This window comes from Streptococcus hepaticus, assembly GCF_043656315.1.
Lineage (GTDB): Bacteria > Bacillota > Bacilli > Lactobacillales > Streptococcaceae > Streptococcus > Streptococcus hepaticus.
The window spans coordinates 58,635-81,236 of sequence record NZ_JBINIY010000009.1 but is presented as its reverse complement, the minus strand read 5'-3'; the positions used below and the strand labels follow the sequence as shown (position 1 = coordinate 81,236).

Annotated in this window: 31 protein-coding genes; 3 read left to right on the top strand and 28 right to left on the bottom strand. The window is 42.7% G+C overall.

The annotated features are described in order from the left end of the window. From ACHUFA_RS08115 to relB, 5 genes are all read right to left on the bottom strand, one after another. Positions 1–63, bottom strand: a 63-nt coding sequence (locus ACHUFA_RS08115) for a DNA cytosine methyltransferase (protein WP_161947232.1), incomplete at its 3' end; no start/stop codon positions are given. A gap of 147 nt (positions 64–210) precedes the next feature. Continuing rightward, positions 211–1,029, bottom strand: coding sequence for a replication initiator protein A (locus tag ACHUFA_RS08110; protein ID WP_394405461.1), 819 nt, complete (start codon positions 1,027–1,029; stop codon positions 211–213). Next, positions 1,026–1,199, bottom strand: a complete 174-nt coding sequence (locus tag ACHUFA_RS08105) for a hypothetical protein (protein WP_079452667.1) — start codon at positions 1,197–1,199, stop codon at positions 1,026–1,028. Before ACHUFA_RS08105 ends, ACHUFA_RS08110 begins: the two co-directional genes overlap by 4 nt. 352 nt (positions 1,200–1,551) lie before the next feature. Beyond that, positions 1,552–1,806, bottom strand: a complete 255-nt coding sequence (locus ACHUFA_RS08100) for a type II toxin-antitoxin system RelE family toxin (RefSeq protein WP_222348471.1) — start codon at positions 1,804–1,806, stop codon at positions 1,552–1,554. Next, positions 1,796–2,011, bottom strand: a complete 216-nt coding sequence (gene relB / locus ACHUFA_RS08095; RefSeq protein WP_222348470.1) for a type II toxin-antitoxin system RelB family antitoxin — start codon at positions 2,009–2,011, stop codon at positions 1,796–1,798. Before relB ends, ACHUFA_RS08100 begins: the two co-directional genes overlap by 11 nt. A 139-nt stretch (positions 2,012–2,150) precedes the next feature. Between relB and ACHUFA_RS08090 the strand changes: the two genes are divergently transcribed. Continuing rightward, positions 2,151–2,885, top strand: coding sequence for a PHP domain-containing protein (locus ACHUFA_RS08090; RefSeq protein WP_394405458.1), 735 nt, complete (start codon positions 2,151–2,153; stop codon positions 2,883–2,885). Between the two features lie 42 nt (positions 2,886–2,927). Here the strand turns inward: ACHUFA_RS08090 and hisE are convergent, their stop codons facing one another. The 11 genes from hisE to ACHUFA_RS08035 form a co-directional block, all read right to left on the bottom strand. Further along, positions 2,928–3,242: a phosphoribosyl-ATP diphosphatase gene (gene hisE, locus ACHUFA_RS08085; RefSeq protein ID WP_394405456.1), complete on the bottom strand. Its 315-nt coding sequence runs from the start codon at positions 3,240–3,242 to the stop codon at positions 2,928–2,930. A 12-nt stretch (positions 3,243–3,254) separates the two neighbouring features. Then, a complete protein-coding gene (hisI, locus tag ACHUFA_RS08080) occupies positions 3,255–3,581 on the bottom strand; it encodes a phosphoribosyl-AMP cyclohydrolase (RefSeq protein WP_222348467.1) in 327 nt (108 codons plus the stop codon). Beyond that, positions 3,578–4,336, bottom strand: coding sequence for an imidazole glycerol phosphate synthase subunit HisF (hisF, locus tag ACHUFA_RS08075; protein WP_394405454.1), 759 nt, complete (start codon positions 4,334–4,336; stop codon positions 3,578–3,580). Before hisF ends, hisI begins: the two co-directional genes overlap by 4 nt. A 3-nt stretch (positions 4,337–4,339) precedes the next feature. Next, positions 4,340–5,059, bottom strand: coding sequence for a 1-(5-phosphoribosyl)-5-[(5-phosphoribosylamino)methylideneamino]imidazole-4-carboxamide isomerase (gene hisA / locus ACHUFA_RS08070; RefSeq protein ID WP_394405452.1), 720 nt, complete (start codon positions 5,057–5,059; stop codon positions 4,340–4,342). Further along, entirely contained in the window at positions 5,037–5,663 is a 627-nt protein-coding gene (gene hisH, locus ACHUFA_RS08065) for an imidazole glycerol phosphate synthase subunit HisH (protein ID WP_222348575.1), read from the bottom strand. Before hisH ends, hisA begins: the two co-directional genes overlap by 23 nt. Positions 5,664–5,667: 4 nt before the next feature. Beyond that, positions 5,668–6,252 carry an imidazoleglycerol-phosphate dehydratase HisB gene (gene hisB, locus ACHUFA_RS08060; RefSeq protein WP_394405451.1) on the bottom strand — a complete coding sequence of 195 codons (585 nt, stop codon included), beginning with the start codon at positions 6,250–6,252 and terminating at the stop codon, positions 5,668–5,670. Position 6,253: 1 nt separating this feature from the next. Next, complete coding sequence (hisD, locus tag ACHUFA_RS08055; protein WP_394405449.1) at positions 6,254–7,534, bottom strand: histidinol dehydrogenase; 1,281 nt, start codon at positions 7,532–7,534, stop codon at positions 6,254–6,256. Continuing rightward, the gene (gene hisG / locus ACHUFA_RS08050) at positions 7,531–8,178 is read right to left on the bottom strand and encodes an ATP phosphoribosyltransferase (protein ID WP_394405447.1); all 648 of its coding nucleotides are present in this window, start codon (positions 8,176–8,178) and stop codon (positions 7,531–7,533) included. The genes hisD and hisG overlap by 4 nt, the downstream gene beginning before the upstream one ends. Next, positions 8,171–9,148, bottom strand: coding sequence for an ATP phosphoribosyltransferase regulatory subunit (locus ACHUFA_RS08045; RefSeq protein ID WP_222348567.1), 978 nt, complete (start codon positions 9,146–9,148; stop codon positions 8,171–8,173). Before ACHUFA_RS08045 ends, hisG begins: the two co-directional genes overlap by 8 nt. Then, the gene (hisC, locus tag ACHUFA_RS08040; protein WP_394405445.1) at positions 9,148–10,194 is read right to left on the bottom strand and encodes a histidinol-phosphate transaminase; all 1,047 of its coding nucleotides are present in this window, start codon (positions 10,192–10,194) and stop codon (positions 9,148–9,150) included. The genes ACHUFA_RS08045 and hisC overlap by 1 nt, the downstream gene beginning before the upstream one ends. A gap of 317 nt (positions 10,195–10,511) precedes the next feature. Continuing rightward, positions 10,512–10,700, bottom strand: a complete 189-nt coding sequence (locus tag ACHUFA_RS08035) for an LPXTG cell wall anchor domain-containing protein (protein WP_222383477.1) — start codon at positions 10,698–10,700, stop codon at positions 10,512–10,514. 145 nt (positions 10,701–10,845) lie between these two features. On the opposite strand from ACHUFA_RS08035, the gene ACHUFA_RS08030 reads away from it, so the two are divergent. Further along, complete coding sequence (locus ACHUFA_RS08030; protein ID WP_222348448.1) at positions 10,846–11,574, top strand: DUF554 domain-containing protein; 729 nt, start codon at positions 10,846–10,848, stop codon at positions 11,572–11,574. Between the two features lie 40 nt (positions 11,575–11,614). On the opposite strand, the gene ACHUFA_RS08025 is transcribed toward ACHUFA_RS08030, so the two are convergent. The 10 genes from ACHUFA_RS08025 to ACHUFA_RS07980 all read right to left on the bottom strand — a co-directional run bounded on the left by ACHUFA_RS08025 (position 11,615) and on the right by ACHUFA_RS07980 (position 19,127). After that, the gene (locus ACHUFA_RS08025) at positions 11,615–12,310 is read right to left on the bottom strand and encodes an LrgB family protein (RefSeq protein WP_222348446.1); all 696 of its coding nucleotides are present in this window, start codon (positions 12,308–12,310) and stop codon (positions 11,615–11,617) included. After that, a complete protein-coding gene (locus tag ACHUFA_RS08020; protein ID WP_394405442.1) occupies positions 12,310–12,678 on the bottom strand; it encodes a CidA/LrgA family protein in 369 nt (122 codons plus the stop codon). Before ACHUFA_RS08020 ends, ACHUFA_RS08025 begins: the two co-directional genes overlap by 1 nt. Before the next feature lie 168 nt (positions 12,679–12,846). Then, positions 12,847–13,470, bottom strand: coding sequence for a lysozyme family protein (locus ACHUFA_RS08015; protein ID WP_394405440.1), 624 nt, complete (start codon positions 13,468–13,470; stop codon positions 12,847–12,849). Beyond that, complete coding sequence (locus tag ACHUFA_RS08010; RefSeq protein WP_394405438.1) at positions 13,467–14,441, bottom strand: nucleoid-associated protein; 975 nt, start codon at positions 14,439–14,441, stop codon at positions 13,467–13,469. The genes ACHUFA_RS08015 and ACHUFA_RS08010 overlap by 4 nt, the downstream gene beginning before the upstream one ends. Before the next feature lie 3 nt (positions 14,442–14,444). After that, positions 14,445–15,701, bottom strand: a complete 1,257-nt coding sequence (gene glyA, locus ACHUFA_RS08005) for a serine hydroxymethyltransferase (RefSeq protein WP_222348438.1) — start codon at positions 15,699–15,701, stop codon at positions 14,445–14,447. 3 nt (positions 15,702–15,704) lie between these two features. Next, complete coding sequence (locus ACHUFA_RS08000) at positions 15,705–16,139, bottom strand: GNAT family N-acetyltransferase (RefSeq protein WP_394405465.1); 435 nt, start codon at positions 16,137–16,139, stop codon at positions 15,705–15,707. A gap of 3 nt (positions 16,140–16,142) precedes the next feature. Then, a complete protein-coding gene (locus ACHUFA_RS07995) occupies positions 16,143–16,745 on the bottom strand; it encodes an L-threonylcarbamoyladenylate synthase (protein ID WP_222348436.1) in 603 nt (200 codons plus the stop codon). Next, positions 16,735–17,565 (bottom strand): peptide chain release factor N(5)-glutamine methyltransferase, encoded by an 831-nt coding sequence (gene prmC, locus ACHUFA_RS07990; RefSeq protein ID WP_394405436.1) that lies wholly within the window; start codon positions 17,563–17,565, stop codon positions 16,735–16,737. Before prmC ends, ACHUFA_RS07995 begins: the two co-directional genes overlap by 11 nt. Before the next feature lies 1 nt (position 17,566). Then, positions 17,567–18,646, bottom strand: coding sequence for a peptide chain release factor 1 (prfA, locus tag ACHUFA_RS07985; protein WP_394405435.1), 1,080 nt, complete (start codon positions 18,644–18,646; stop codon positions 17,567–17,569). Positions 18,647–18,788: 142 nt separating this feature from the next. Beyond that, entirely contained in the window at positions 18,789–19,127 is a 339-nt protein-coding gene (locus ACHUFA_RS07980) for an ATP cone domain-containing protein (protein ID WP_222348418.1), read from the bottom strand. Positions 19,128–19,253: 126 nt separating this feature from the next. Between ACHUFA_RS07980 and pepF the strand changes: the two genes are divergently transcribed. Further along, positions 19,254–21,044: an oligoendopeptidase F gene (pepF, locus tag ACHUFA_RS07975; protein WP_222348417.1), complete on the top strand. Its 1,791-nt coding sequence runs from the start codon at positions 19,254–19,256 to the stop codon at positions 21,042–21,044. 24 nt (positions 21,045–21,068) lie between these two features. On the opposite strand, the gene ACHUFA_RS07970 is transcribed toward pepF, so the two are convergent. Both ACHUFA_RS07970 and dapA read right to left on the bottom strand, forming a co-directional pair. Then, positions 21,069–21,590 carry a GNAT family N-acetyltransferase gene (locus ACHUFA_RS07970; RefSeq protein WP_394405432.1) on the bottom strand — a complete coding sequence of 174 codons (522 nt, stop codon included), beginning with the start codon at positions 21,588–21,590 and terminating at the stop codon, positions 21,069–21,071. A gap of 56 nt (positions 21,591–21,646) precedes the next feature. Then, complete coding sequence (gene dapA, locus ACHUFA_RS07965) at positions 21,647–22,582, bottom strand: 4-hydroxy-tetrahydrodipicolinate synthase (RefSeq protein ID WP_222348408.1); 936 nt, start codon at positions 22,580–22,582, stop codon at positions 21,647–21,649. Positions 22,583–22,602: the final 20 nt, after the last annotated feature.

Genomic DNA, 22,602 nt, shown 5'->3' with positions numbered 1-22,602 from the left:
ACCCTGTGATTCCATCCCTAGCCTAAAACCGCCTATCCCAGCAAATAAATCTAAAAATTTCATTTTCCTCTCTTTCCAACTAAAAAAGAGCCTTACACTTGTAAAACTCTTGCTTATATATGATCATCCATTTCTGGTGCACGGATGATTTCAAAAATCAAAATGACGATAGAAATCAGATAGATTCCACCTAGTATCCACCAAATCATCTTATTCACCTCCCTTTATTTCTTGTCGTCTCAGTTGCTTGGTCCACTCTGACAGCACACCATTAAATACATATTCAGCTATCACTTCCGCTGACCGAGCAAATCGCATATGTTCTAAAGCATACTGATAACGATCACTAAAATAGATCATGGCATAGTCACTAGCCGACTGAGATAGACCTGTTTGTCTTAACTGGTCATGAACCAAACCCCAAATATAGTCTCGATCGTACTTGGTCACGGCATCGACTTTTGAACAAAAGTTTTCTTCTTGTTTGTCATCTACTAGCTGCCTCTCCTCCTCGTCCTCAATAAGGAAATCACTTCCTTCAGTTTCACTATATTTAGTCTCACTTCCTTCAGTCTCACTAGGGGCTGAATTTAAGACCGGCCCCGTCTTTTTTTGAGACCCCCCTAGTGTTTTTTTAACACTAGCCCCGTTTAAATCTAAGACTGGGGTAGGCACATGTTCTAATTCCCCCAAATAAATTTTATTTGCCATACGACCTTTTTCACTGGATGATTGTTGGACTTCATCAATCAAGCCATATTCACGTAAGGTTTTCTTAATAGAGAGTAATTTTGACTTTGAACAGCCTAAAAGTGCCATCAGATTTGAATTGGAATAAATCAAGTAAATAGCCCCATCTTCATCAATCCAACCTTTACTCAAAGACAGCTCCAAACGATCTTTTAAAACTGCGTAGCCTACCTTAACCTCCAGCTTCATATCCTTATACCGTTCACTCTCAAACAAAACTTTAGGGAGTTTATAATATCGCTCTGATGTCTGATATTGATTAGCGGTAATACGTTTCATGATTGTCCCTCCAAGACTAATATTCCAACATTTCCAAATTCATCAAATCGGATTAAACCTACTTGTTCCATTTCATCTACTAGCTGAGTTGCTTTCTCAATATCAACTCCCAAGATAGCCACGACATGACACATCACGATTTGACGTGATGATTGTTCCTTCTTTTGCATGAATTCCTCCTGAAATTAAAAAAGCGAGAACACTTATTAAAATGTTCTCGCTGAAAATTCAACTCTATACTATAATATTACACTTTGTTTCGTTTTGAATGTTCGAAATTTTAGTCACCAAATTAGTCACCAAAAATTTGGTTATTATTGCTCAATTCCTATTTTTCCAACAAAAAATAGGAATTTTTAAAAATTTGAAAAACCCTTGTAACTAAAGGGTTTTCGGCCAATTTTACTCAAAAAATATGTTTGATTTTCTACGCTAACTTTCATGGCTCCCATTCAACCATTGAATTACTGCCATTGTTATTTCTTCCTTTCTGAATCATACTCTTGGTCAACATTTGAGCGACTAATAAATATCTCTACGATGACCAACTTCTAGTCCAAGAATGATTAATTCCTCGTCTTGAATGTTTACAATCACCCGATAATCACCGATACGATAGCGCCATTGACCTGAACGATTGGCGACTAGTCCTTTCCCTTTAGCACGAGGGGATTCTGTAATGCCCTCAAGATAGACTTTAATTCTTCTTTTGACAAAAGGGTCTAATTTCTTAAACTGTTTGGCAAATGTTGGAGTTGGTATCAGCTTATAAGTCATCCCAGCTTAAAACCTCTCCGCCATTTGATAAATATTCTTCGTACTCAGTCAAGCGCATATCTGCTACCTTGGCATCATATTCTTCCTCTAAAATTTCTAAGGTCTTTGTTCGTATCAACTCAGACAAGGAAACACCTTCAAATTTTGCCATTGCTTGCATGAATGCTTTATCTGCTTCAGATACTTTCAATGTAATAGTTGTCATGGCCGTTCTCCTTTAGTATGGTAACACCATGGTAACACCATGACTGCAAAAAGTCAAGTAAACAGGTAAATACTGACGTGGTCTATTGCCTGGCTCAGCTTTTTACGATAAAATGAAGGCAAAGAACTGGAGGTCTCTCATGCGTGATAATCATTTACACACCTACTTCTCTTACGACGCCGATGCCAACTTTGAGGATTACCTTGACCATTTTGACGGCGACATTGTCACTACCGAGCACTTTGATATGTCCAACCCTTACTCTGGTCAGGACGATGTCCCCGATTATGAGGCTTATTGTGCCAAAACAGCAGAGCTGACTGAAAAATACGGTCCTCGTATCAAAAAAGGGATTGAAATCGGCTACTACCAACCCCGAGAAAATGATATCTTGACCTACTTAGCAGACAAGGATTTTGACCTAAAGCTCCTCTCTGTCCACCACAATGGTATCAATGATTATCTGGATGATGAAGTAGCTGCTATGGATAAATTTGTTATCATCGAGGAATACTTACCTATGCTGGAATATGCTATTGGGCGTGTTGATGCTCAGGTGCTGGCACATTTTGACTATGGATTCCGAAAATTTGATGTTTCCGTGGAAGAGTTGTCAAGATATGAAGACCAGCTCCGCTCTATTTTTCAAAAAATGATAGATCACAATCTTGCTTTTGAACTAAATAGCAAGTCCATGTACCTCTACCATCATGAACACCTCTACCGATACGCTTTGGAGCTCTTACGCGACCTTGGTTGCAAGAAATATTCTATTGGTTCTGACGGACATAAATTAGAACATTTTCGTTTAGAATTTCCTCGTATCCAAGAACTTTTGGATGAGTTTGGGATTAGCGAGGATAGGATTCTTTAGACAAACGAAAAGGCAGAGCTAGAGTCGTTCTGCCTTTCATGTTTAATAATTCGTAATCTCAGCTCTGTCATGTACCTTGCTTTGCTTGCCTTGACGGGCTTGTAGAACTGCTTCGACATCTTCCAAAGCCACACCTGTTTCAACTAACATAACCGCTAGGTGATAAAGCAGGTCTGCTGTTTCGTTGGCAATCTCGGTCTTGTCAGCATTCTTGGCAGCGATGACCACTTCAGTGGCTTCTTCGCCAACTTTCTTGAGAATTTTGTCCAATCCTTTATTGTAAAGATAATTAGTATAAGAGCCCTCTTTAGGGTTCTTTTTTCGGTCTTGGGCTTCTTGGTATAGGGGTTCTAGCATAGAAATTCCTTTCTAATTGAGGTCAATAGGGGTGAAAAAGCAAGAATAGGCACCCGTATGACAGGCTGCTCCTGTTTGTTTTACTTCAGCTAAGAGAGTGTCTTGGTCACAATCGGTTGACAGGCCGACTACATCTTGGTAGTGTCCGCTGGTTGCTCCCTTGTGCCAGATTTCTTGGCGCGAGCGACTCCAGTAGTGCATTTGTTTGGTCTTTTTCGTCTGCTCAAAGGCTTCTTCATTCATGTATGCCAGCATGAGGACTTGCTTGGTCTTATGATCAGTGACAATAACAGGCATGAGACCATCTTGCTTGTCAAAATCAAGTTTGATAGCTGTCATAGACGTACCTCCAAACCTGCTTCTGCCATGGCTTTTTTGGTGTCAGCGATAGCAATTTCCCCATAATGAAAAATAGAGGCAGCTAAGGCGCCCGTGGCAGGGGTCTGCTGGAAAACCTCCACCATGTGTTTGATGGTTCCTGCACCGCCTGAAGCGATGATGGGCACATTGACCACGCTGGCAACAGCATTGAGCATGTCAATGTCAAAGCCCGACTTGGTGCCATCCTTGTCCATGGAGGTCAGGAGAATCTCACCAGCCCCCAAGCGCACAGCCTCGCGCGCCCAATCCACCAAATCACGGCCCGTATTCTTTCGCCCACCAGCCACATAGACCTGCCAGGTACCGTCTGTTTCCTTGCGGGCATCGATGGCCACCACAACACACTGACTGCCAAATTTTTTCGCGCAATCTGCAATCAGCTGAGGATTGGCTAGCGCTGAGGAATTGACGGCGACCTTGTCCGCGCCAGCCTTGAGCATCTTGCTCATGTCCTCAATCGAGCGAATACCTCCGCCAACTGTGAAGGGAATGAAAACCTGGTCAGCCACGCGCCGCACCATTTCCACAGTCGTGACTCGTTCTTCATGAGTTGCTGTGATATCTAGGAAAACTAACTCGTCACAACCTGCTTCATAATAAGCTTTAGCTGAGTCAACAGGGTCACCAACGTCGGTCAGGTTGATAAAATTAACCCCCTTGACCACGCGCCCGTCCTTTACATCTAAGCAAGGAATAATCCGTTTTTTGAGCATAGGCTAACCTCCGAATTGTTTGAGCTGGTCCAGACTAATATTGCCACTGTAGTAAGCTTTACCGACAATGGTTCCAGCAAGGTCCAATTGGTCTAGTTCTTCAAGGTCACTAACTTGAGCAATACCACCTGACGCGATGACTTTAGCTGTAGTCAATTTTTCTGTCAAGACTTTATAGTGGTCAATATTTGGACCAGTCAAAGTCCCATCGCGGTCAACATCGGTGTAGACAAAGAGTTGGACACCCATTTTTTCCATGGCTAGGGCTAAATCAACAAAGTTGACAGTGCTAGTTTCCAGCCAACCTTCCGTTGCTACCATGCCACCCTTGGCGTCAATTCCGATGACAATTTGCTCCGCTCCAAATATTTCAAGGGCTTCTTTAACAAAATCAGGATTTTTAACTGCCATGGAGCCAATAATGACGCGGTCAATGCCGACGTTGAGATAGTCCTGAATTTGGTCGAGAGTGCGAATACCACCGCCAACCTGCACACTCAATCCTGTCGCTTCTTTGACTGCCGCAATCAAGTCACGGTTGGTCACTTTGCCATCAAGGGCACCGTCCAAATCTACCACGTGGATAAAATCAATACCTGCATCTTTGAAAATACGAGCTTGTTTGAGAACGTCAGGATTGACCACTGTTTTTTGAGCAAAGTCACCTTTGAAAAGGCGAACTGCCTGCCCTTCCTTAATATCAATTGCTGGAATAATTTGCATAAACCACCTCTGAAAATACTTTGAGAATGCCTAAGCCCACCTCACCCGATTTTTCAGGGTGAAATTGAGCACCGAAGACCTTTTCCTTATGAATCATAGCTGGCACTGCTAGGCTATAATCCGCTGTCACATCAATGAATGCTTGTGGCACATCGGTATAAAAAGAGTGAACAAAATAGACCGACTTACCATCAAGATTTCCTGCCAAGACTGTTTCTTGAAGGACTGTCAACTCATTCCAGCCCATGTGAGGGACTGGATAGCCAATCTTAGCTTCAATAGGGCGACATGTTCCTGGAATGAGCCCCAAGCCCTCAGTTTCTCCGTGTTCCAAGCCCTTGTCTAACAAAATTTGCATGCCTAGGCAGATACCTAGGAGGGGCGTTCCTGTTGCTACAGTTTGCTTGATGACAGGAACTAAGCCTCGTTTATTCAGCTCTGCCATTGCGCTTGCAAAAGCGCCCACACCTGGTAAAATCAAACCATCAGCCTGAGCAATGACGGCAGCATCTGCCGACAGAACCGCTTCCACACCAATCTGTGCCAGCGCTCGCAGGACATTTGCCGTGTTACCTGCGTCATAATCAATCACTACCATCTTCATCATATCAGAGCATTCCTTTAGTTGAATTGACCCCATGAATTTCGGGGTTTAGGGTAATGGCTTCGCGCAGTGCTCGACCAGTGGCTTTAAAGAGAGACTCTGCCTTGTGGTGGTTATTTTTTCCGTGTAAAACCTTCACATGCAGATTCATCTGGACATTGAAGGCTAAAGCTTGGAAAAATTCTTCCACCAACTCCGTGTCAAAATTCCCTAGAGTCGGATTGGTAAAATCGCAATCGAAAACCAAATAGCTGCGCCCAGACAAATCCAAACTAGCCATGCCCAGCGTTTCATCCATGGGAACAAAAGAGGTTCCGTAGCGGTTGATACCAGCCTTATCACCAAGTGCTTCCTTGATAGCTTGCCCCAGAACAATCCCTACATCTTCTACCGTGTGGTGACTGTCCACCCAGAGGTCACCGTCTGCCTTCACCACAAGGGAAATGCGAGAGTGGCGAGCGAAAAGGGTCAACATATGGTCAAAAAAACCGACACCTGTCTGAATATCAACAGGTTCCTGGGCATCCAAATTGAGGGAGAGTTTAATCTTTGTTTCGTAGGTCGTTCGCTCGATACTTGCTTGTCTCATCTTAATTCTCATTTCTAACTTCAATAGCCTTAGCGTGGGCTTGCAATCCTTCCGCGTAGGCTAAGGTTGTAATGTCCTTCTCTGCAGCATTGACGGCTGCCTTGCTGTATTGGGTATACTGGATGCGTTTGACGAAATCGTGTACGCCAAGGGCTGATGAAAAGCGGCTGGTTGCGGTTGTCGGAAGGACATGGTTGGCACCGGCATAGTAATCCCCAATAGGTTCGCTGGTGTAGTGCCCCAAGAAGATGGAACCCGCATTTTCTACCTTGTCCAAGTAGTCGTAGGCATTTTCCATGGCGATTTCCAAATGTTCTGGGGCGACTTGGTTCATGAGCTCAAACATGCTGTCCACATCTGGAGCGATGATGATACGGCCATTATTTTCCACTGACGCACGCGCAATCTCCTGCCTTGGCAAATCAAGGAGTTGTCTCTGTATTTCATCTTCTACCTGCTCTGCCAATGTTTCCGAGTTCGTCACCAAAATAGCTCGCGCTAAGGTGTCATGTTCAGCCTGAGACAAGAGGTCCGCCGCCACATACTTGGGATTAGCCGAACTGTCAGCGATAACGCCAATCTCCGAAGGGCCAGCAATCATATCGATGCCCACCAGTCCATAGACCTGCTTCTTGGCTGTCGCAACAAAAATATTTCCGGGTCCCGTGATTTTATCGACCTTAGGAATGGTTTCCGTGCCATAGGCTAGCGCTGCCACCCCTTGGGCACCACCAACTTGATAAATCTTATCCACACCAGTCAACTTGGCCGCCACCAAAATAGCTGGCACAAAGGTTTCCTGAGGTGGCGTAATCATGATAATTTCCTTGACCCCTGCAATCTTGGCAGGAATGACATTCATGAGGACAGATGACGGATAGGCTGCCGTTCCACCTGGTACGTAAACACCCACACGTTCAATCGGGCGGATGATTTGCCCACGAATAACGCCGTCAGAAGGCTGGTCCTCAAAACCAGTCTCTAACTGCTGGCGGTGGTAGGATTCAATGTTTTCCTTGGCATTTTCAAGGGCTGACAAGACGTCTGAGTCCACATCTTTAAAAGCTTGGTCAATTAAATCTTGCCCCACTTCAAAGTCTTCCAAATCAAGGCCATCAAACTGCTTGCTATAGTCACGCAAAGCCTCATCCCCACGGGTCTTAACCGCTTCGATAATATCACGCACAATCGCTTCCACATTTTCATTTTGACGACTGAGTTCTAGCTGTTCCTGCACCAAAATAGCTGAAATCTCCTGATTACTTCCACTTAATCGTTTCATTTAAAGGCTACCTCTCTATCTCCTACCAAGCCTTCCAAGGTTTGTATGAAAGGCAAAACCGCTGGATTATTTTTCAGCGCAGCCTTGTTGACAATGATCCGAGCTGAAATCCGACAAATATCTTCATAGATTTCTAGTCCATTGGCTACCAAAGTTGAGCCTGTCTCCACAATATCCACAATGGCATCCGCTAAGCCAATGACCGGGGCAATCTCAACCGAACCTTGGATGGAAATAATTTCCACGTCCTCTCCCTTCTGGGCAAAATGATTTTTAGCCACCGTTGGGTATTTGGTCGCAATGCGTTTTCGCTTATGGTCTGACGGGGCATAATCTGCTGTTGACGCTACCGCGAATTTACAAAGACCAAAGTTGAGGTCCAACATTTCTAGATAACCCGTTGGATGTTCAATGAGGACATCTTTACCGACCACTCCCACCTCTGCCACTCCATGACGTACATAGATGGTCACATCTGGCGCTTTGACTAAGAGCAGTCTGATTGCCCCGTCAGGACTATCAAAAATCAAATGCCGTCCTTTATCTGCCATAAAGGTCATGTCAAAACCCGCTTGTTCCAACAAATCAATGGTTGCTTGTTCAATCCGTCCCTTGGTAAGGGCAATGGTTATTCCTTTAGTCATCCGCCACCTCACAGTCAAAATGATCCCGAACCGCTTGATAAACTAAATCAATATCAATGGTCCAGCCTAAAGCAGTCAATTCCTTGGCACCAAAACGTTCAAAGAGTTTGTCATAACGCCCACCTGAAGCAAAAGCATCAGGCACCTTATCCCCAAAGACCTTAAACATGAGCCCTGTATAATAAGACACCGTTGGCAGCTGCCCCAAATCAATAGTCACCCGAGGCAAGCAAGTTCCCAAACGCAAAATAGTCAATTCCAAATCGGATAGGGCTGATAAAATGCCCTTATGATTCGTCAACTGGCGCGCTTGAGCTAATACCTCCTGCCAGTCTCCAAACAAGAAAGGCAACTGACTAATAAAACCATCAAATTCGCTAGGACGTGCCACTGTAAATTCTTTTAATCTGGTAATGTGCTTCTCCAAAATCGCTTCTTGCAAGTAGACTCGGTCAGTTTCTGACAATTCCAAGGTTTCAAAAATTGTTTGTAACACCGCTGCGTGTGATAATTCAAAAGAGTAGTCGTCAACTTTAGCGATTTCTAGAGCTTTTTTAGCAGAAATCAAGGCTTCTTCCACTGCTTCCTGCACTGGAAAACCAACAATTTCAACGCCGGCTTGCGTGTGCTCATTTGTCAAGCCCCGCATTTCCTCATTGTAGTGAAAAACTTTCCCAGAATATGAAAATTTGATAGGTGTCTCCACTCGTGTGGAAGCAATAACTCGTCCAATCTGGCTCGTAATATCAGGACGCAAGCTCAGCAATTGCCCCTCACGGTCAAAAAGATTGTAGTTGCTAGTCTCCACTTGATCCGAGAAAACCTCAAAATGCTCTAAGGTTGGCGTCTCAATACGGTTGAATCCCTGATCCATCAGCAAATCACTAATAGCTCGCTCAATCTGATAGGTCACACGCGCCCGCTTAAACAATTTATCGTGCATGCCCTGAGGCAAGGTTGTCTGCTTCATCAGCATATCCTCTCCATCTCAGCCAGTACCTCTTCCATCTCAGCCTGGGTCCCGATAGAAATACGCAAGTAGTCTCGCAACCTCGCAACCTTTGGAAAATAACGGACATAGATGGCTTTTTCTTCTAGTTTTTGAAATAAATAGCTAGCGCTAACTGTCTGCGACTTAGCTAATACAAAGTTGGTCTGGCTCGGTAAAACCTCAAAGCCCAAGTCCAATAAGCCCTGTGTGAACCAGTCACGCGTTGTCATGATTTGCTGGCAATTGCCTTCATAGTAAGCCCAATCCTCAACCGCGGCGGTCGCAACTACTTCAGCCACCGCATCCACATTATAGGGATTGACCGAATTCTTGATAGCATTGATAATCGCTATCAGCTTTGAACTGCCAATACCATAACCTACCCGAAGACCAGCAAGGGCAGCGTCCTTAGAAAAGGTTCTGGTGATGAAGAGATTGTCATACTTATCAAGCAGAGGCAGAGCTGTCTGACCACCAAAGTTAACGTACGCCTCATCAACGATAACCACCACATCCTGATTAGCAGCGATGATTTCCTCTAGTTCCTCCAAAGGTTTGTAAATGCCTGTCGGAGCATTGGGATTAGTGATAACCAAACCACCGTTAGGTTGCTGATAAGCACTGCCATCAATCTCAAAGGTCTCTGTCAGAGGGATTTCCTTGAAAGGAATATGATAAAGGTCTGCCCAGACCTTGTAAAAACCGTAGGTCAAGTCTGGAAAAAGGACTGACAAGTTATCGTTGAAAAAAGCTAGAAAGGCCATGGATAAGATATCATCCGAACCATTTCCGACGATGATTTGGTCAGCTGGAACTTGAAGTTGACTGGAAAGTGCTTGGCGGAGCGCAGCTTGGTCCAGGCTTGAATACTTGCGCAAACTATTGCCATCAAAATGGGCTAAGGCCTCTAAGACTTTGGGGCTGGGGTCGTAGGCATTCTCATTGGTATTGAGTTTAATCATCTTGTCGCTCTTAGGCTGAACGCCCGCAACATAGGGATCAATCTGTCGTAATCCTCTTATCATGGCTAATCCTTTCTAGTGATTGAGAGTACAAAAAATCCTCGCAAAAAATCAATTTTGCAAGGACGCTTGAAAACGTGGTTCCACCTTAGTTCAGAAAGACTGTCGCCAATCCTTCTCTCGTGAAGTACGTGACTTCTGGTTGCTAACGGAACCACCCGACTTGGACTACACACTGTTTACAGCTTCGCCCAAATGCTCAAGAATGTGTGATTTAAGGATTGCACGCCGTCCCACCCTTAGGCGCTCTCTGTCAGTTGTCTTAAATCATAGACCAGATTGGTCTATCTTCTCTCATAGCTTTGAATATTTATGCTATTCTACACCAATTTCTCAGGTAATGCAATAGGAAAAAGAACATTTTTCTTATTTTTTTGAGGAAAATGTAGGAGATTTTTTATTTTTCTCGGAAATACCCATCCCAGAAGGAGCATTCCGATTAATCCTACTAGACGCATTAATGAGTTGTGACGCTCACCTGTTTCTGGTAAATGCTCTGACAACAACATCTTGACATAAAACTATCTCAGCGTCCATTACTACACGCATATCAAAATGAATCCGTTCTCTTGGACGTAAAATCCGAAAGTTCCTCTTGAAATTCTATTTTCCAGTGATAAAATAGAACAGTATAAAAAATGTGAGGAGAATCCCATGCCAACAGGTGTTATCATCAATGCCCTATCCATTGTATTTGGAGGAATTTTAGGTGGTCTTGTCGGTCATAAATTGATAGAAGACTTCAAAATACAAATAAATCTCGTTTTCGGTATCTGTTCCATGGGAATGGGGATTGCTTCTATCGGCGGAATGAAGTTCATGCCTGCAGTTATCTTTGCTCTGGTCATCGGAACAGGCTTAGGACTAGCTTGTAACCTCGGCAATTGGATCAATCGGGTAGGACTTCTCATGGAAAAAGGTATGACAAAACTGCTTCCTAGCCAGTCAACCACACTTTCCCATGATGAATTTTTAGCGAATCTTTTGACGGTCATCGTTCTTTTTTGTGCCAGCGGGACAGGGATTTATGGTAGTTTGGATGCGGGAATGTCTGGAGACTCCACTATTCTCATCTCCAAATCCATTTTAGACTTCTTCACGGCAGCAATCTTTGCCTGCAATCTGGGCTATGTGGTTTCTGCGGTTGCCATCCCACAATTCATCTTCTTTACAGCCCTCTTCTACCTAGCTCATCTCATCCTTCCGTTGACAACACCCGATATGATTGCGGATTTCAAGGCCTGCGGAGGCTTCCTCATGTTAGCAACTGGTTTTCGTATGATTCGGGTAAAAATGTTTCCCGTCGCAGATATGATTCCAGCTATGCTTCTAGTTATGCCACTGAGCTGGATTTGGGCCAACTTCATCTTGCCACTTTTGTAATGAAAAGAGAATGGGAATTTTTATCCCACTCTCTTTTCATTTACCTTAAAATCAGTTGAGCAACTATTGGACTCACGATGACATACATGATTCCTGTAATTCCAATAGACAAGCCAGCCATAGCGCCTGCTACACGTCCGTATTGAAGTGCGGCACCCGTTCCTACAGCATGCCCAGTCCCACCTAATGCTAAGCCAATGACGACTGGGTCTTCTACTTTCAGGATTTTCAAGATAACTGGACCAAGTGCACTGGTTAAAATCCCTGTAATGACTACCACGACCAACGTTATGGTCATGATACCATCCATTTTTTCCGTAATTCCGATAGCCATCGCCGTTGTAACTGATTTTGGAAAAAGAGAAATAGCTAGAAAATAATCCATACCAAATAATTTGGCAATCACTGCTGTGAAACACGTATTGACCAGACAAGCTGCCAAGCTAGAGAACAAAATACTACGAACATGGTGCTTCATAAGATGGAAGGTTCTGTAGAGCGGAATCGCCAAGGCTACTGTCGAAGGAGCAATCAAGGTTGTCAGATAAGAACCACCTACATAATAATCCTTGTACGAAATACCCGTCATTTTCAAAAATGCAATCAAAAGAATGGTTGCTAGAAGTAAGGGCGTAGTTAGTGGATGCGGAAAGCGCCGAAAAATCAGCATGCCCATAAAATATGCTACAATGCTGGCCATTAAACCAAACATGGGATTTGAAACTAAATGTACCATTACTTGCCCTCCTCAAAATCACCCTCGTAACGATTCTTGATAAGACGCACGACAAGGGAAATCACCGTAATATTTAATACAAGTGCACCACCGATAATGAGGATAATTGGTAGTAAATAAGGTTTTATAGCTTCCACATTTTCCAGAATCCCAACTGCAGGAGACAGGAAAAGAATGGTCATATTTGCCAACAGAAAACTCCCGACTTTGTCAATATGCCGCAAGCGAATCCACTTAAATTCCAAGGCTAAAAAGAGCAAGATTAAACCAATAATACTCCCAGGAACCGGCAAGTTAAATACGGTCGAAATGACCTCCCCAGCAAAGGAAAAAAACAAAATGATCATCAACTGTACATAAATTTTCATGAAAACACCTCACCTACTAGTCTACTACTCTGAAACAAGAATGCAAGAGGCTGAAACGTTTACATGGGGAGAAAAATTTTTTTAAGGGAAATGAAAAACCGTCTTACGACGGATCAGATATATCTATTAATTTGTAACTTTATTATCTTAAGGGTATGGCTAAGAGTTCTACTTAAAAGATTGAACAGCTTCATCAAATAAGTTCATCAATTTCATCAGATAAAGGTTGAGTTGTACCTGTCTGGAATAGTAGATATTGCCACCATTTACATAAAGTTTACCACCGTAAAATAAGGCAATTGGATGATAATAGGTGTACTCTTCACCGCTTGTGTTGCCCAAACTTGGCGCTACCACATCACGTGAATATTTTTTGGCCAGGTCAATGCTATTTTTCCCGCCATTTTCAGAGATATAGGAAATATAGGCTGGTCCAAAGTTATAAGCCTGAACAGCTGTCCAAACGTCTACCTTAGCTTCTTTGGCAGCGAGTAGATGCTCATTGAGGTAGCTGACACCTTGACGGATGCTTTCCTTACTGTCAGTGATGGTATTGATGTAGCCTGTCGCAGACTCGCTAGACTGCATCACATCTGCTTCTTTCCCTTTTGTCTCCGTGTAAATCATAGCCAAGACTAATTCTTCATTAGCAGTCGTGTCATTTTCAGCAAGGACTTCTTCTACCAAGGCTTTGTAGGCCATGACCTGCTGGACAGCAGCATGTACCTGATAGGTCTTATAAGCTAGAAAAACAAGGACGACCAAGAGAATCGTTCTTGTTAATTTTTTCATTTATTTTGAATATCTTCTATGTTTTTGATGAGGATGGAGTAAGTTCCATTCTCATTTTGAATGAATTCGACGGATTCTGCATCTTCGTAGACATTATTTGGAACGATGAGTTCAATACCATTCGAAAGAGAGAGTTTTTGATTTTCAAACTTCTTGATCTGACGACTACTGTCAATTTCTGTGAAGGAAATCTTGTCTGGAATGACCTCCTTGAGCTGGTCTACGAAGGTTAGTCGTGCAGTCAGATTGTCATCAAAGAGCTGGTCAGCCAATTTTTCAGGCGAGATTTCATTGTCTTCTTCCAGATTATTGAAAATGGCTGATTTTACCTTGGTCTGAAATTGGAAATCGTCTCGATTGAAGTTTTCGGCGATTTTCTGTGCCGTTTTTTCCACTTCTTTGATGGATTTTTTAGCAGAGATAGCTGGCTTTTCCTTGAGAATATTATCTGAGAAATAATTGAGAAAGGCACCGTTGTACTTAATCCGCTTTTCAATCAAAAGATAGTGGGTGGTTTGTAGATTGAGAATAAAAGCCTCATCAGGCACTGAACCAGCGCTTGGTAGATTGTTCTGTGTTAATTTGAGTGGGCTATCGCTATCTAGACCTACATGGGCTAAACTTTCACGAAGAGAAATTCGCAAAAAAGCAATATGCTCAATTCCATTCTTTTCAAACTGAATAAAAATCAAGTCATTGGTTTTGAGGTTTTCAGACACAGAAAATTCTTCATGCCAAATTTTCGCAATCTGGCATGAAGAATCCATAAGATTATCAGAGATGAGGTCGAGAAGGGGATTATCAGCCGTCAGTTGACCAGTTTTTGCCTCATCCGAATACACTCGCTCAATTTTTTTGCGTAGGTATTCCTCGATTTTAGGCGTAATGGTCAAAAGACTGTCTGACAGATTCAGCTCGGTATCATCTGCTGAAAATTGATGTATAATTGCTTGTTTAATATAAATATCCATAGATTAGTTTTCGTAGAGTGGGAATCGGTCTGTTAAAGCTTTGACTTCTTGACGGACTTCTTTCAATACTGTTTCATTCTCCGCATTTTCAAGGGCTTTGATAATGAGGTTTGCTACTTGCTCACACTCAGCTACTCCAAATCCACGTGCTGTCACAGCAGCTGTTCCGATACGGATACCAGAAGTCTTGAATGGTGACAAGGTTTCAAATGGAATGGAATTTTTGTTGAGCGTAATGTGGACTTCATCCAAAAGGTTTTGAGCTTCTTTCCCGTTTTCGATGACCTTAGTCACATCAACAAGGAAGACATGGTTATCTGTTCCGCCAGAAATAACACGGAAGTTTTCATGTTTATTGAAGACCGCTGCCATAGCTTGACAGTTAGTAATCACATTTTGCGTATATTCCTTGAAGGCTGGGTCCAGATTTTCCTTGAAGGCAACGGCCTTAGCTGCAATCACGTGTTCTAAAGGACCGCCTTGCATACCAGGAAAGACCGCAGAATTGATTTTCTTAGCCAAGTCCTCATCATTTGTCAAAATCAATCCACCACGAGGTCCACGGAGCGTTTTGTGAGTTGTTGTCGTTGTGATGTCTGCAAATGGGACTGGACTTGGATGCAAACCAGCTGCAACAAGACCTGCAATGTGAGCCATATCGACCATGAGTTTGGCGCCAACGGTATCTGCAATCTCGCGGAATTTAGCAAAATCAATGGTACGTGAGTAAGCTGAAGCCCCTGCTACAATAAGTTTTGGTTGAACTTCTTTAGCGCGTGCTAGGATTTCCTCATAATCCAATTCTTCTGTGTCTTTATTGACACCGTAAGCGACGAAATTATAAGTTTTTCCTGAGAAATTGACTGGTGATCCGTGTGTCAAGTGTCCGCCAGCTGACAAGTCCATACCAAGAACCGTATCACCTGGTTCAATCAAAGCCATGTAAGCTGCAGCATTGGCCTGACTTCCTGAATGTGGCTGTACATTGGCAAACTTAGCGCCAAAAATTTCTTTGGCACGCTCGATCGCAAGCGTTTCAACTACATCGACACACTCTGTCCCACCATAGTAGCGTTTACCTGGATAACCTTCAGCGTATTTGTTGGTCAAGATAGAACCTTGTGCCGCCATAACTGCCTTAGAAACAACATTTTCTGAAGCAATCAATTCGATATTTCCCTGTTGACGGTCTTCTTCTGCTTTAATCGCATCCCAAAGTTCTACGTCAAATGCTTTGTAATCTTCTTTGTCAAAAATCATGGCTTACCTCACATATTTTATAAATCGTTTTTGGACCTTATCTCCGTCATAACCGGCCTTCTGGTAAAAAGCATGCGCTTCTGTCCGATGACTACCTGAATTGAGTCGGATAAAGTGAAAGTGTCGCTCTTTAGCTTCTTCTTCAACAGCCTTTAAGAGTTTGTTGCCAATGCCTTGTCCTTGATAATCTTCCCAAACTGCCACGGCCAAAAGATTCAATCCAGGCTCTGAGTAGAGACTTTCATAAACTTCCGCGTGAAGATAACCAACAATTTTGTGACTTCTTTCATCTTCATATCCTATGAAAAAATGATGTTCATCTGCTGCCAGCTTTGTAAATTGCCGAATGGTCAATTCCAAGGATGTCGCATACCCTAGAGAAAACTCGTTGATATCACGAATAGACTCCATATCTTCCAATTTCAATTTTCTAATCATCATTTAGTCCTCAAAAGAAATTTCAGGTACCTTCGAAAGAATTTCTTCTTTTGTAATGGCTCCCTGTCGAAGAATGCGAGCTTTGGGTCCTGACAAGTCCAGAATAGTGGAGTCCAGTCCAGTAATGGATTGATCATCCTCAATTCCCGTGACTTGGTGGTCAAAGGCTTCTATGATTTCTTTGAAAATCTTTCCACTTTCCTGACCGGATACATTTGCAGAGGGCCCAATCAAAGGACCATTCTCTGAAATCACTTGCAAGGTTTCAGGATGATTTGGAACCCGAAAACCAATGCTCGGTAGCCCAGAATTAATCCATTCAGGCACATTTTTGCTTGCTTGGAGGATAATGGTCAAGGGACCAGGCATAAATTCATTATACACTTTTTTTAAAAAAACAGGCACATTTTGACTGTAAAACAAAATATCGTTCAGGTTTGAAACGTTTAAGTTCATAGCCTTATCTTTTGGACGTTTTTTCAAACGATAGATATTTTCTACGCTTTCCTTATTTAATGCCTGTCCAAAAATTCCATAAACGGTTTCCGTTGGCAAAATGACTGCACCGCCAGATTGGATTATCGTTCGGATTTCCTCATTTTTCATCCATTACCACCATCCGTTCTTTCCCAAACATATCCTTCAAAATTCGGCAGCTTTTTTCAGGAAGATATTGTTCTGCCAAGACTTGCAAATCCTGTCCTTGCTTATAGCCGATTTCAAAGTAGATTTTTCCTTTTTCTGTGAGAAATGGCTGCGCCCCGCTGAGAATTTGGCGATAGATTGCTAGACCATTTTCCTCCGCAAAGAGAGCCGTGTGGGGTTCGTGCAGATAAACATTTGTCCCAACTTCATCTTTATCCTCAAAAGCAATGTAGGGAGGATTTGAAACAATGATGTCAAACTGCCCAGCAATGGCTGAATAGACATCCGACTGCAAGAATGCTACTTCGACTTGATTTGCCCGAGCATTTTCACGCGCAACAGCCAAGGCTTCTGGCGAAATATCTGCTGCTACAACTTGCCAACCTGGACGAGCAGACTTTAGTGCCAAGGCAATGGCCCCAGACCCGGTCCCAATATCTAGAATACGGAGATCTTCCTGAGGATTTTCTGACAAAATCAAATCCACCAGCTCCTCCGTCTCAGGACGGGGAATGAGGACGTCACTGGTCACTTTTAAAGTCAAGTCTTTGAAATAAGCCTTTCCCGTAATGTGTTGAGCGGGAATGTGCTGAGAAAGCTGGTCAAAAATCTCTTCTAGCAAGAGCTTATCCTCAGCTGAAACAGACTTTGGCAATTGCAAAATCAAATCTGTCAAGGTCCAGTTTTTGAGTTCCTTAAAGACATAAGAGAGGCTTTCTTTTTCCTCTCCTAATGCTTCTAATTGACTTTCCAACTGACTAATCACTTGTCCGTAGGTCATCTTATTTATTCAACTTTTCAAGTTTTTGCGTTTGATCGTAGAGTACCAAGGCATCAACCACTTCGTCCAATTTACCAGATAAAATGGTATCTAATTTTTGAAGTGTTAATCCGATACGGTGGTCTGTTACACGGTTTTGTGGGAAGTTATAAGTACGGATACGCTCCGAACGGTCACCTGTACCAATCGTTGACTTACGCTCTGCATCTTGCTCATCCTGGGCAATTTGTGCAAAGTGGTCAGCCACACGCGCACGGATAATCTTCATGGCCTTGTCACGGTTTTTCTGCTGAGTACGTTCTTCCTGCATTTCAACCTTAATATTGGTTGGCAAGTGAACGATACGAACGGCAGTTGCAACTTTATTAACGTTCTGACCACCAGCACCTGAGGCATGGTAAATGTCCACGCGCAAATCTTTTGGATCGATGTCGTATTCAACTTCTTCCACTTCTGGCATCACCAAGACTGTTGCTGTAGAGGTGTGGACGCGACCTTGGCTTTCTGTCACCGGAACACGTTGAACACGGTGGGCACCTGACTCATACTTGAGTTTTGAGTAGACAGATTGACCTGACACCATGGCCACGACTTCCTTGATACCACCAACACCATTGTACGAAGCCTCCATGACTTCAAAGCGCCAGCCTTGTCCCTCAGCAAACTTTTGGTACATTTGGAGCAAGTCGCCTGCAAAAAGTGCTGCCTCATCACCACCAGCGGCACCACGGATTTCCAAGATGATATTCTTGTCATCGTTAGGATCTTTTGGAAGAAGCAAGATTTTGAGTTTTTCTTCGTATTCTTCCTTGGCAGCCTTCGATTCCTTCAATTCCTCTTTGGCCATTTCTTCCAATTCAGCATCGCCACCCGCGTCTTTAATCATTTCTTCAGCGTCAGCAATGTTTTGAATGACTTGCTTGTACTCGCGATAGGCTGTCACGGTATCACGTGTATTAGCCTCTTCACGGGACAATTCCATAAAACGTTTGGTATCGGAAACCACATCTGGGTCACTGAGTAATTCGCCTAATTCTTCGTAACGATCTTCAACCGCCTGTAACTGATCATAGATATTCATATCGAATGCTTAACCTCATACTTTTTCAAAATTTCTGCTTACTATTATACCATAAAGAGAGGAGATTTTGGAGTGGATAGAACAAGAAGTGCTTACCTGTTCTAAATTTTTCCATCAAAAAACAGCCTGATGGCTGCTTTATTTAACGAATTTGTTCAAAACGCAAGTGTACAATAATCTGATCTGCATAACCATTGCGTTCCAAGTCGCGTTGGAGGCGGTAGGAAATATAGTGTTCTGCGATAGCAATATAGCCCGCGTCAATGAGGCGGTGTTCTACTTGAGATTGCACCATGCTAATGGTTGGGCGTTCTGTATGGGCTTCTTCCAAGTCCAAAACAACTTTTTTGGTCACTTCAGCAAGGTTTTTTCTCCAGCTATCATCAATGACATAAACAGTTTGAGCCGCCTTAATAATGGCTTGGTAAATTTTTTCTGGGTCAAAATCAACGACTTCACCACTTCTTTTAATAACTTGCATACTAGCTCCTTTCGCTCTCTTACAGGCTTTTTAATACTTCTATTATCTAAGTAAATAGGGCTTTTGTCAAGTTTTTGGTACGTCTGTGTTATAATGATTTTTAGGAAAAAATTTAAAGGAGTTTTTATGACAAATGCTATGTTAAAACGTCAAGAAGTTGATGTCAAAGACACTTGGGATACCTCCCTTATCTATGAAAATGCCTCAGCTTTCAAAACAGCTCTAGCTAGCTTTAAAGAAACGGTGCTCACTTTTGAGAAAAACTACAAAAACCAGTTAACTTCTGCTGAAACAATCGCAGCTGCCTTGACGGAATATGAAGCTATTCTGACTGTTCAAAGCAAACTATCACACTATGCTTTCTTAAATCTTGATGTAGATAAGATGAACACAGAATTAGCCAGCCAGGCTAATGAATTTGAGTTGGTACATGCTGAAACTTATCCAGCCATCGCTTTCTTGTCAACTGAACTTGGTCTTCAAGAAACAAGTTTGTTAGAAGAGGTTATTGTCCAACATCCTGAATGGACAAGCTTTATTAAGCACATTATCCGTTCAAAACCACATAATTTGGATCCGCTTCAAGAAGAACTCTTGGCAAAATTTGCACCAACTTTCTCACAAGCCTACAGCAATTACGAGACGACTAAATTTGAGGATATGACTTTTGATAACTTTGAGGTAAATGGTAAAAGTTATGGCAATAGCTATGTTCTCTATGAAAATGACTATGAATTGAGCCACGATACGGAACTTCGTCGCAAATCTGCTGACAGTTTCTATGCTACGCTTCGTAAATACAAAAATACAATTGCTGTAAACTATCTTGCTCATGTCAAAAACGAACAAATTGAAGCAAAATTGCGTGGATTTGATTCAACTATCGACTACCTTCTTTTCCAGCAAGACATTTCACGTGACCTTTTTGACCGCCAAATTGATGTTATCATGAAAGACTTGGCACCTCACATGCGTCGATTTGTCAAATTAATGGCAAAATCACACGGTTTAGATAAGATTACTCATGCTGATTTGAAAATTAGTCTTCCGTCCGAATTTAACCAGCGCATTACTCCTGAAGAGTCAAAACAATTCTTGATTGATTGCCTTGGTTTCTTGGGTGAGGACTATGTCAAGATGATTGAAAAATCTTTCGATGAGCGCTGGATTGACTTTGCACAAAATGAAGGTAAGGCAACTGGTGGCTACTGTGCAACGCTTTACGATGGACCTTCTTATATCTTGCTCAACTGGACTGGGCTGATGAATGAAGTGCTTGTCTTGGCGCATGAATTGGGACATGCAGGTCACTTCCAATTGGGTAAAAAACAAAGCATTCTCAACTATGATCCGTCTCTATACTTCATCGAAGCACCATCTACTGCTAACGAAGTCTTGACATGTAACACACTTTTGAAGCAAAATCAAGATCCAAACTTCCAAGCTTATTTGATTAGCGAGTTGATTAGCCGTACCTACTTCCATAATATGGTCACACACCTGTTGGAAGCTGCCTTCCAACGTGAAGTCTACACTCGTATGGACAACGATGAATACCTCAACGGAGATATCCTCTGCGACATTAAACTTTCTATTATGAAAGAGTTCTGGGGTGATGACTTTGAAATTGGTGATGATGCTGGTTTGATTTGGATGCGCCAACCACACTACTACATGGGACTTTATCCTTACACGTACTCAGCTGGTTTGACCATTGGTACCGCTATGGCCAAGCAGTTGGAAGAAAATCCTGAGGAAGTCGTTGGTAAATGGTTGGAAACTCTGTCACTAGGTGCTAGCCTTTCTGCTCAAGAATTGGCCCAACACGCTGGTGTAGATGTCTCAACGGACAAACCACTCAAAGATACTATAGCCTATGTCGGTTTCTTGGTTGATAAATTAGAAGAATTAGCGTAAAAAATAAACCTGTGATTTTGAACATCACAGGTTTTCTTGTATCTTCACTTTTCGTTTGTAATGTAGATTTTTGGGTAACTGACAATCTTGACTGTTCTCAGTTGCAAAGTCAAAGGTGAATCCCTGCTTTTCGTAGAAGGCTAGGCCCAATAGATTTCCTTCTGTTACTGAGGTTACCCACTGCCATTCTATTCCATAGGTTTCAATTTGATAATCAGTAAATGCTTGTAGAAGGGCTGTTCCAATTCCTCTTCTTTTCAATTCGGGTGCTACATAGAAAACATAAATATGACAATTATTGTCCTGGTCTATCCCTCCGCCGATACACCCCTCAACAGTTTCGTCCTCTTCGGCTACCCAGTAACCACTCCATGCTGCAGAGCACTCGGTCACATCTTTTTGAACACGTTGAAGGTTGTAATACTCTTCTATGACCATGTTGATATGGTCTTGTGTGTGAAGATCTTTATAGGTTTCTCGCCAACCATCTGAGCAAATACGACTAATTGCCTCAACATCGGCTAAAGTTGCTTTTCTAATCTTCATCTTGCTCCTTAAAAACGCCTGAACACTAAATCAGACGTTTATTGTTATCTAAGATTTTAATAATCTGGTCGAATCACACCAGTTACTGTTTCGCGTGTCGCTTCAATATCTTCTTCCAAGACGACTTTGATAATGCGTTTGGATTCAGCTGGTGTACAAGAAACCAATGGTAAACGAAGTGGTCCAACTTCGAAGCCAAGGTGATTCAGGACAGCCTTGACAGGTGCCGGACTGACAACGGAGAAGAGAGCATGCACTTTCGGCAAGAATTGGCGCTGAATTTTTGCAGCTTTCCGAATGTCACTTGCCTTGATAGCTTGGAACATATCATAAATCTCATCACCACATATATGGGAAACAACACTGATCAGACCATCCGCACCGAGGTTCATAGCGTGAAAAGCCTCGCCATCCTCACCAGAAAAAATCAGAAAGTCCTCTGGTTTGTGCTCAATCAAATAGGCCATATTGTCCAGAGTAGTACACTCTTTAACACCGATGATATTTGGATGTTCTGCCAAACGAAGCATGGTATCTGGTGCCACTTCTACAACCACGCGACCTGGAATATTGTAGATAATAATTGGCAAGTCAGAGGCGTCAGCAATGGCCTTGAAATGCTGATAAAGTCCTTCTTGATTTGGTTTATTGTAATAAGGTACAATGGCAAGTCCTGCTGCAAAGCCACCGAATTCAGCAACTTCTTTAGCAAATTCAACGGAATCACGAGTATCATTCGTCCCGATACCTGCGATCAGTGGCACGCGACCATTGACAATTTTCTGTACCGCTGCAAAGAGTTCCAACTCTTCCTCGTGGGTTAAAGTGGGACTTTCAGCCGTCGTACCTGCCAGCAGCAATCCTTCTGTATGATGAGACAAAAGGTCCTCAATCAAGTTTGGCAGGGCATCAAAGTTAATGGAACCATCAGCGTTAAAAGGTGTTACCATGGCAGTAATAATATTGACATGGCGTAAATCTTGGATAGACATAGGCAATCCTTTCCAGCAAG

What these genes read in the sequence shown, in the direction of transcription:
- ACHUFA_RS08110 (WP_394405461.1), bottom strand. Translation starts at nt 1,029, where the DNA reads ATGAAACGTATTACCGCTAATCAATATCAGACATCAGAGCGATATTAT.
- ACHUFA_RS08105 (WP_079452667.1), bottom strand. Translation starts at nt 1,199, where the DNA reads ATGCAAAAGAAGGAACAATCATCACGTCAAATCGTGATGTGTCATGTC.
- ACHUFA_RS08100 (WP_222348471.1), bottom strand. Translation starts at nt 1,806, where the DNA reads ATGACTTATAAGCTGATACCAACTCCAACATTTGCCAAACAGTTTAAG.
- relB (WP_222348470.1), bottom strand. Translation starts at nt 2,011, where the DNA reads ATGACAACTATTACATTGAAAGTATCTGAAGCAGATAAAGCATTCATG.
- ACHUFA_RS08090 (WP_394405458.1), top strand. Translation starts at nt 2,151, where the DNA reads ATGCGTGATAATCATTTACACACCTACTTCTCTTACGACGCCGATGCC.
- hisE (WP_394405456.1), bottom strand. Translation starts at nt 3,242, where the DNA reads ATGCTAGAACCCCTATACCAAGAAGCCCAAGACCGAAAAAAGAACCCT.
- hisI (WP_222348467.1), bottom strand. Translation starts at nt 3,581, where the DNA reads ATGACAGCTATCAAACTTGATTTTGACAAGCAAGATGGTCTCATGCCT.
- hisF (WP_394405454.1), bottom strand. Translation starts at nt 4,336, where the DNA reads ATGCTCAAAAAACGGATTATTCCTTGCTTAGATGTAAAGGACGGGCGC.
- hisA (WP_394405452.1), bottom strand. Translation starts at nt 5,059, where the DNA reads ATGCAAATTATTCCAGCAATTGATATTAAGGAAGGGCAGGCAGTTCGC.
- hisH (WP_222348575.1), bottom strand. Translation starts at nt 5,663, where the DNA reads ATGAAGATGGTAGTGATTGATTATGACGCAGGTAACACGGCAAATGTC.
- hisB (WP_394405451.1), bottom strand. Translation starts at nt 6,252, where the DNA reads ATGAGACAAGCAAGTATCGAGCGAACGACCTACGAAACAAAGATTAAA.
- hisD (WP_394405449.1), bottom strand. Translation starts at nt 7,534, where the DNA reads ATGAAACGATTAAGTGGAAGTAATCAGGAGATTTCAGCTATTTTGGTG.
- hisG (WP_394405447.1), bottom strand. Translation starts at nt 8,178, where the DNA reads ATGACTAAAGGAATAACCATTGCCCTTACCAAGGGACGGATTGAACAA.
- ACHUFA_RS08045 (WP_222348567.1), bottom strand. Translation starts at nt 9,148, where the DNA reads ATGAAGCAGACAACCTTGCCTCAGGGCATGCACGATAAATTGTTTAAG.
- hisC (WP_394405445.1), bottom strand. Translation starts at nt 10,194, where the DNA reads ATGATAAGAGGATTACGACAGATTGATCCCTATGTTGCGGGCGTTCAG.
- ACHUFA_RS08035 (WP_222383477.1), bottom strand. Translation starts at nt 10,700, where the DNA reads ATGTTGTTGTCAGAGCATTTACCAGAAACAGGTGAGCGTCACAACTCA.
- ACHUFA_RS08030 (WP_222348448.1), top strand. Translation starts at nt 10,846, where the DNA reads ATGCCAACAGGTGTTATCATCAATGCCCTATCCATTGTATTTGGAGGA.
- ACHUFA_RS08025 (WP_222348446.1), bottom strand. Translation starts at nt 12,310, where the DNA reads ATGGTACATTTAGTTTCAAATCCCATGTTTGGTTTAATGGCCAGCATT.
- ACHUFA_RS08020 (WP_394405442.1), bottom strand. Translation starts at nt 12,678, where the DNA reads ATGAAAATTTATGTACAGTTGATGATCATTTTGTTTTTTTCCTTTGCT.
- ACHUFA_RS08015 (WP_394405440.1), bottom strand. Translation starts at nt 13,470, where the DNA reads ATGAAAAAATTAACAAGAACGATTCTCTTGGTCGTCCTTGTTTTTCTA.
- ACHUFA_RS08010 (WP_394405438.1), bottom strand. Translation starts at nt 14,441, where the DNA reads ATGGATATTTATATTAAACAAGCAATTATACATCAATTTTCAGCAGAT.
- glyA (WP_222348438.1), bottom strand. Translation starts at nt 15,701, where the DNA reads ATGATTTTTGACAAAGAAGATTACAAAGCATTTGACGTAGAACTTTGG.
- ACHUFA_RS08000 (WP_394405465.1), bottom strand. Translation starts at nt 16,139, where the DNA reads ATGATTAGAAAATTGAAATTGGAAGATATGGAGTCTATTCGTGATATC.
- ACHUFA_RS07995 (WP_222348436.1), bottom strand. Translation starts at nt 16,745, where the DNA reads ATGAAAAATGAGGAAATCCGAACGATAATCCAATCTGGCGGTGCAGTC.
- prmC (WP_394405436.1), bottom strand. Translation starts at nt 17,565, where the DNA reads ATGACCTACGGACAAGTGATTAGTCAGTTGGAAAGTCAATTAGAAGCA.
- prfA (WP_394405435.1), bottom strand. Translation starts at nt 18,646, where the DNA reads ATGAATATCTATGATCAGTTACAGGCGGTTGAAGATCGTTACGAAGAA.
- ACHUFA_RS07980 (WP_222348418.1), bottom strand. Translation starts at nt 19,127, where the DNA reads ATGCAAGTTATTAAAAGAAGTGGTGAAGTCGTTGATTTTGACCCAGAA.
- pepF (WP_222348417.1), top strand. Translation starts at nt 19,254, where the DNA reads ATGACAAATGCTATGTTAAAACGTCAAGAAGTTGATGTCAAAGACACT.
- ACHUFA_RS07970 (WP_394405432.1), bottom strand. Translation starts at nt 21,590, where the DNA reads ATGAAGATTAGAAAAGCAACTTTAGCCGATGTTGAGGCAATTAGTCGT.
- dapA (WP_222348408.1), bottom strand. Translation starts at nt 22,582, where the DNA reads ATGTCTATCCAAGATTTACGCCATGTCAATATTATTACTGCCATGGTA.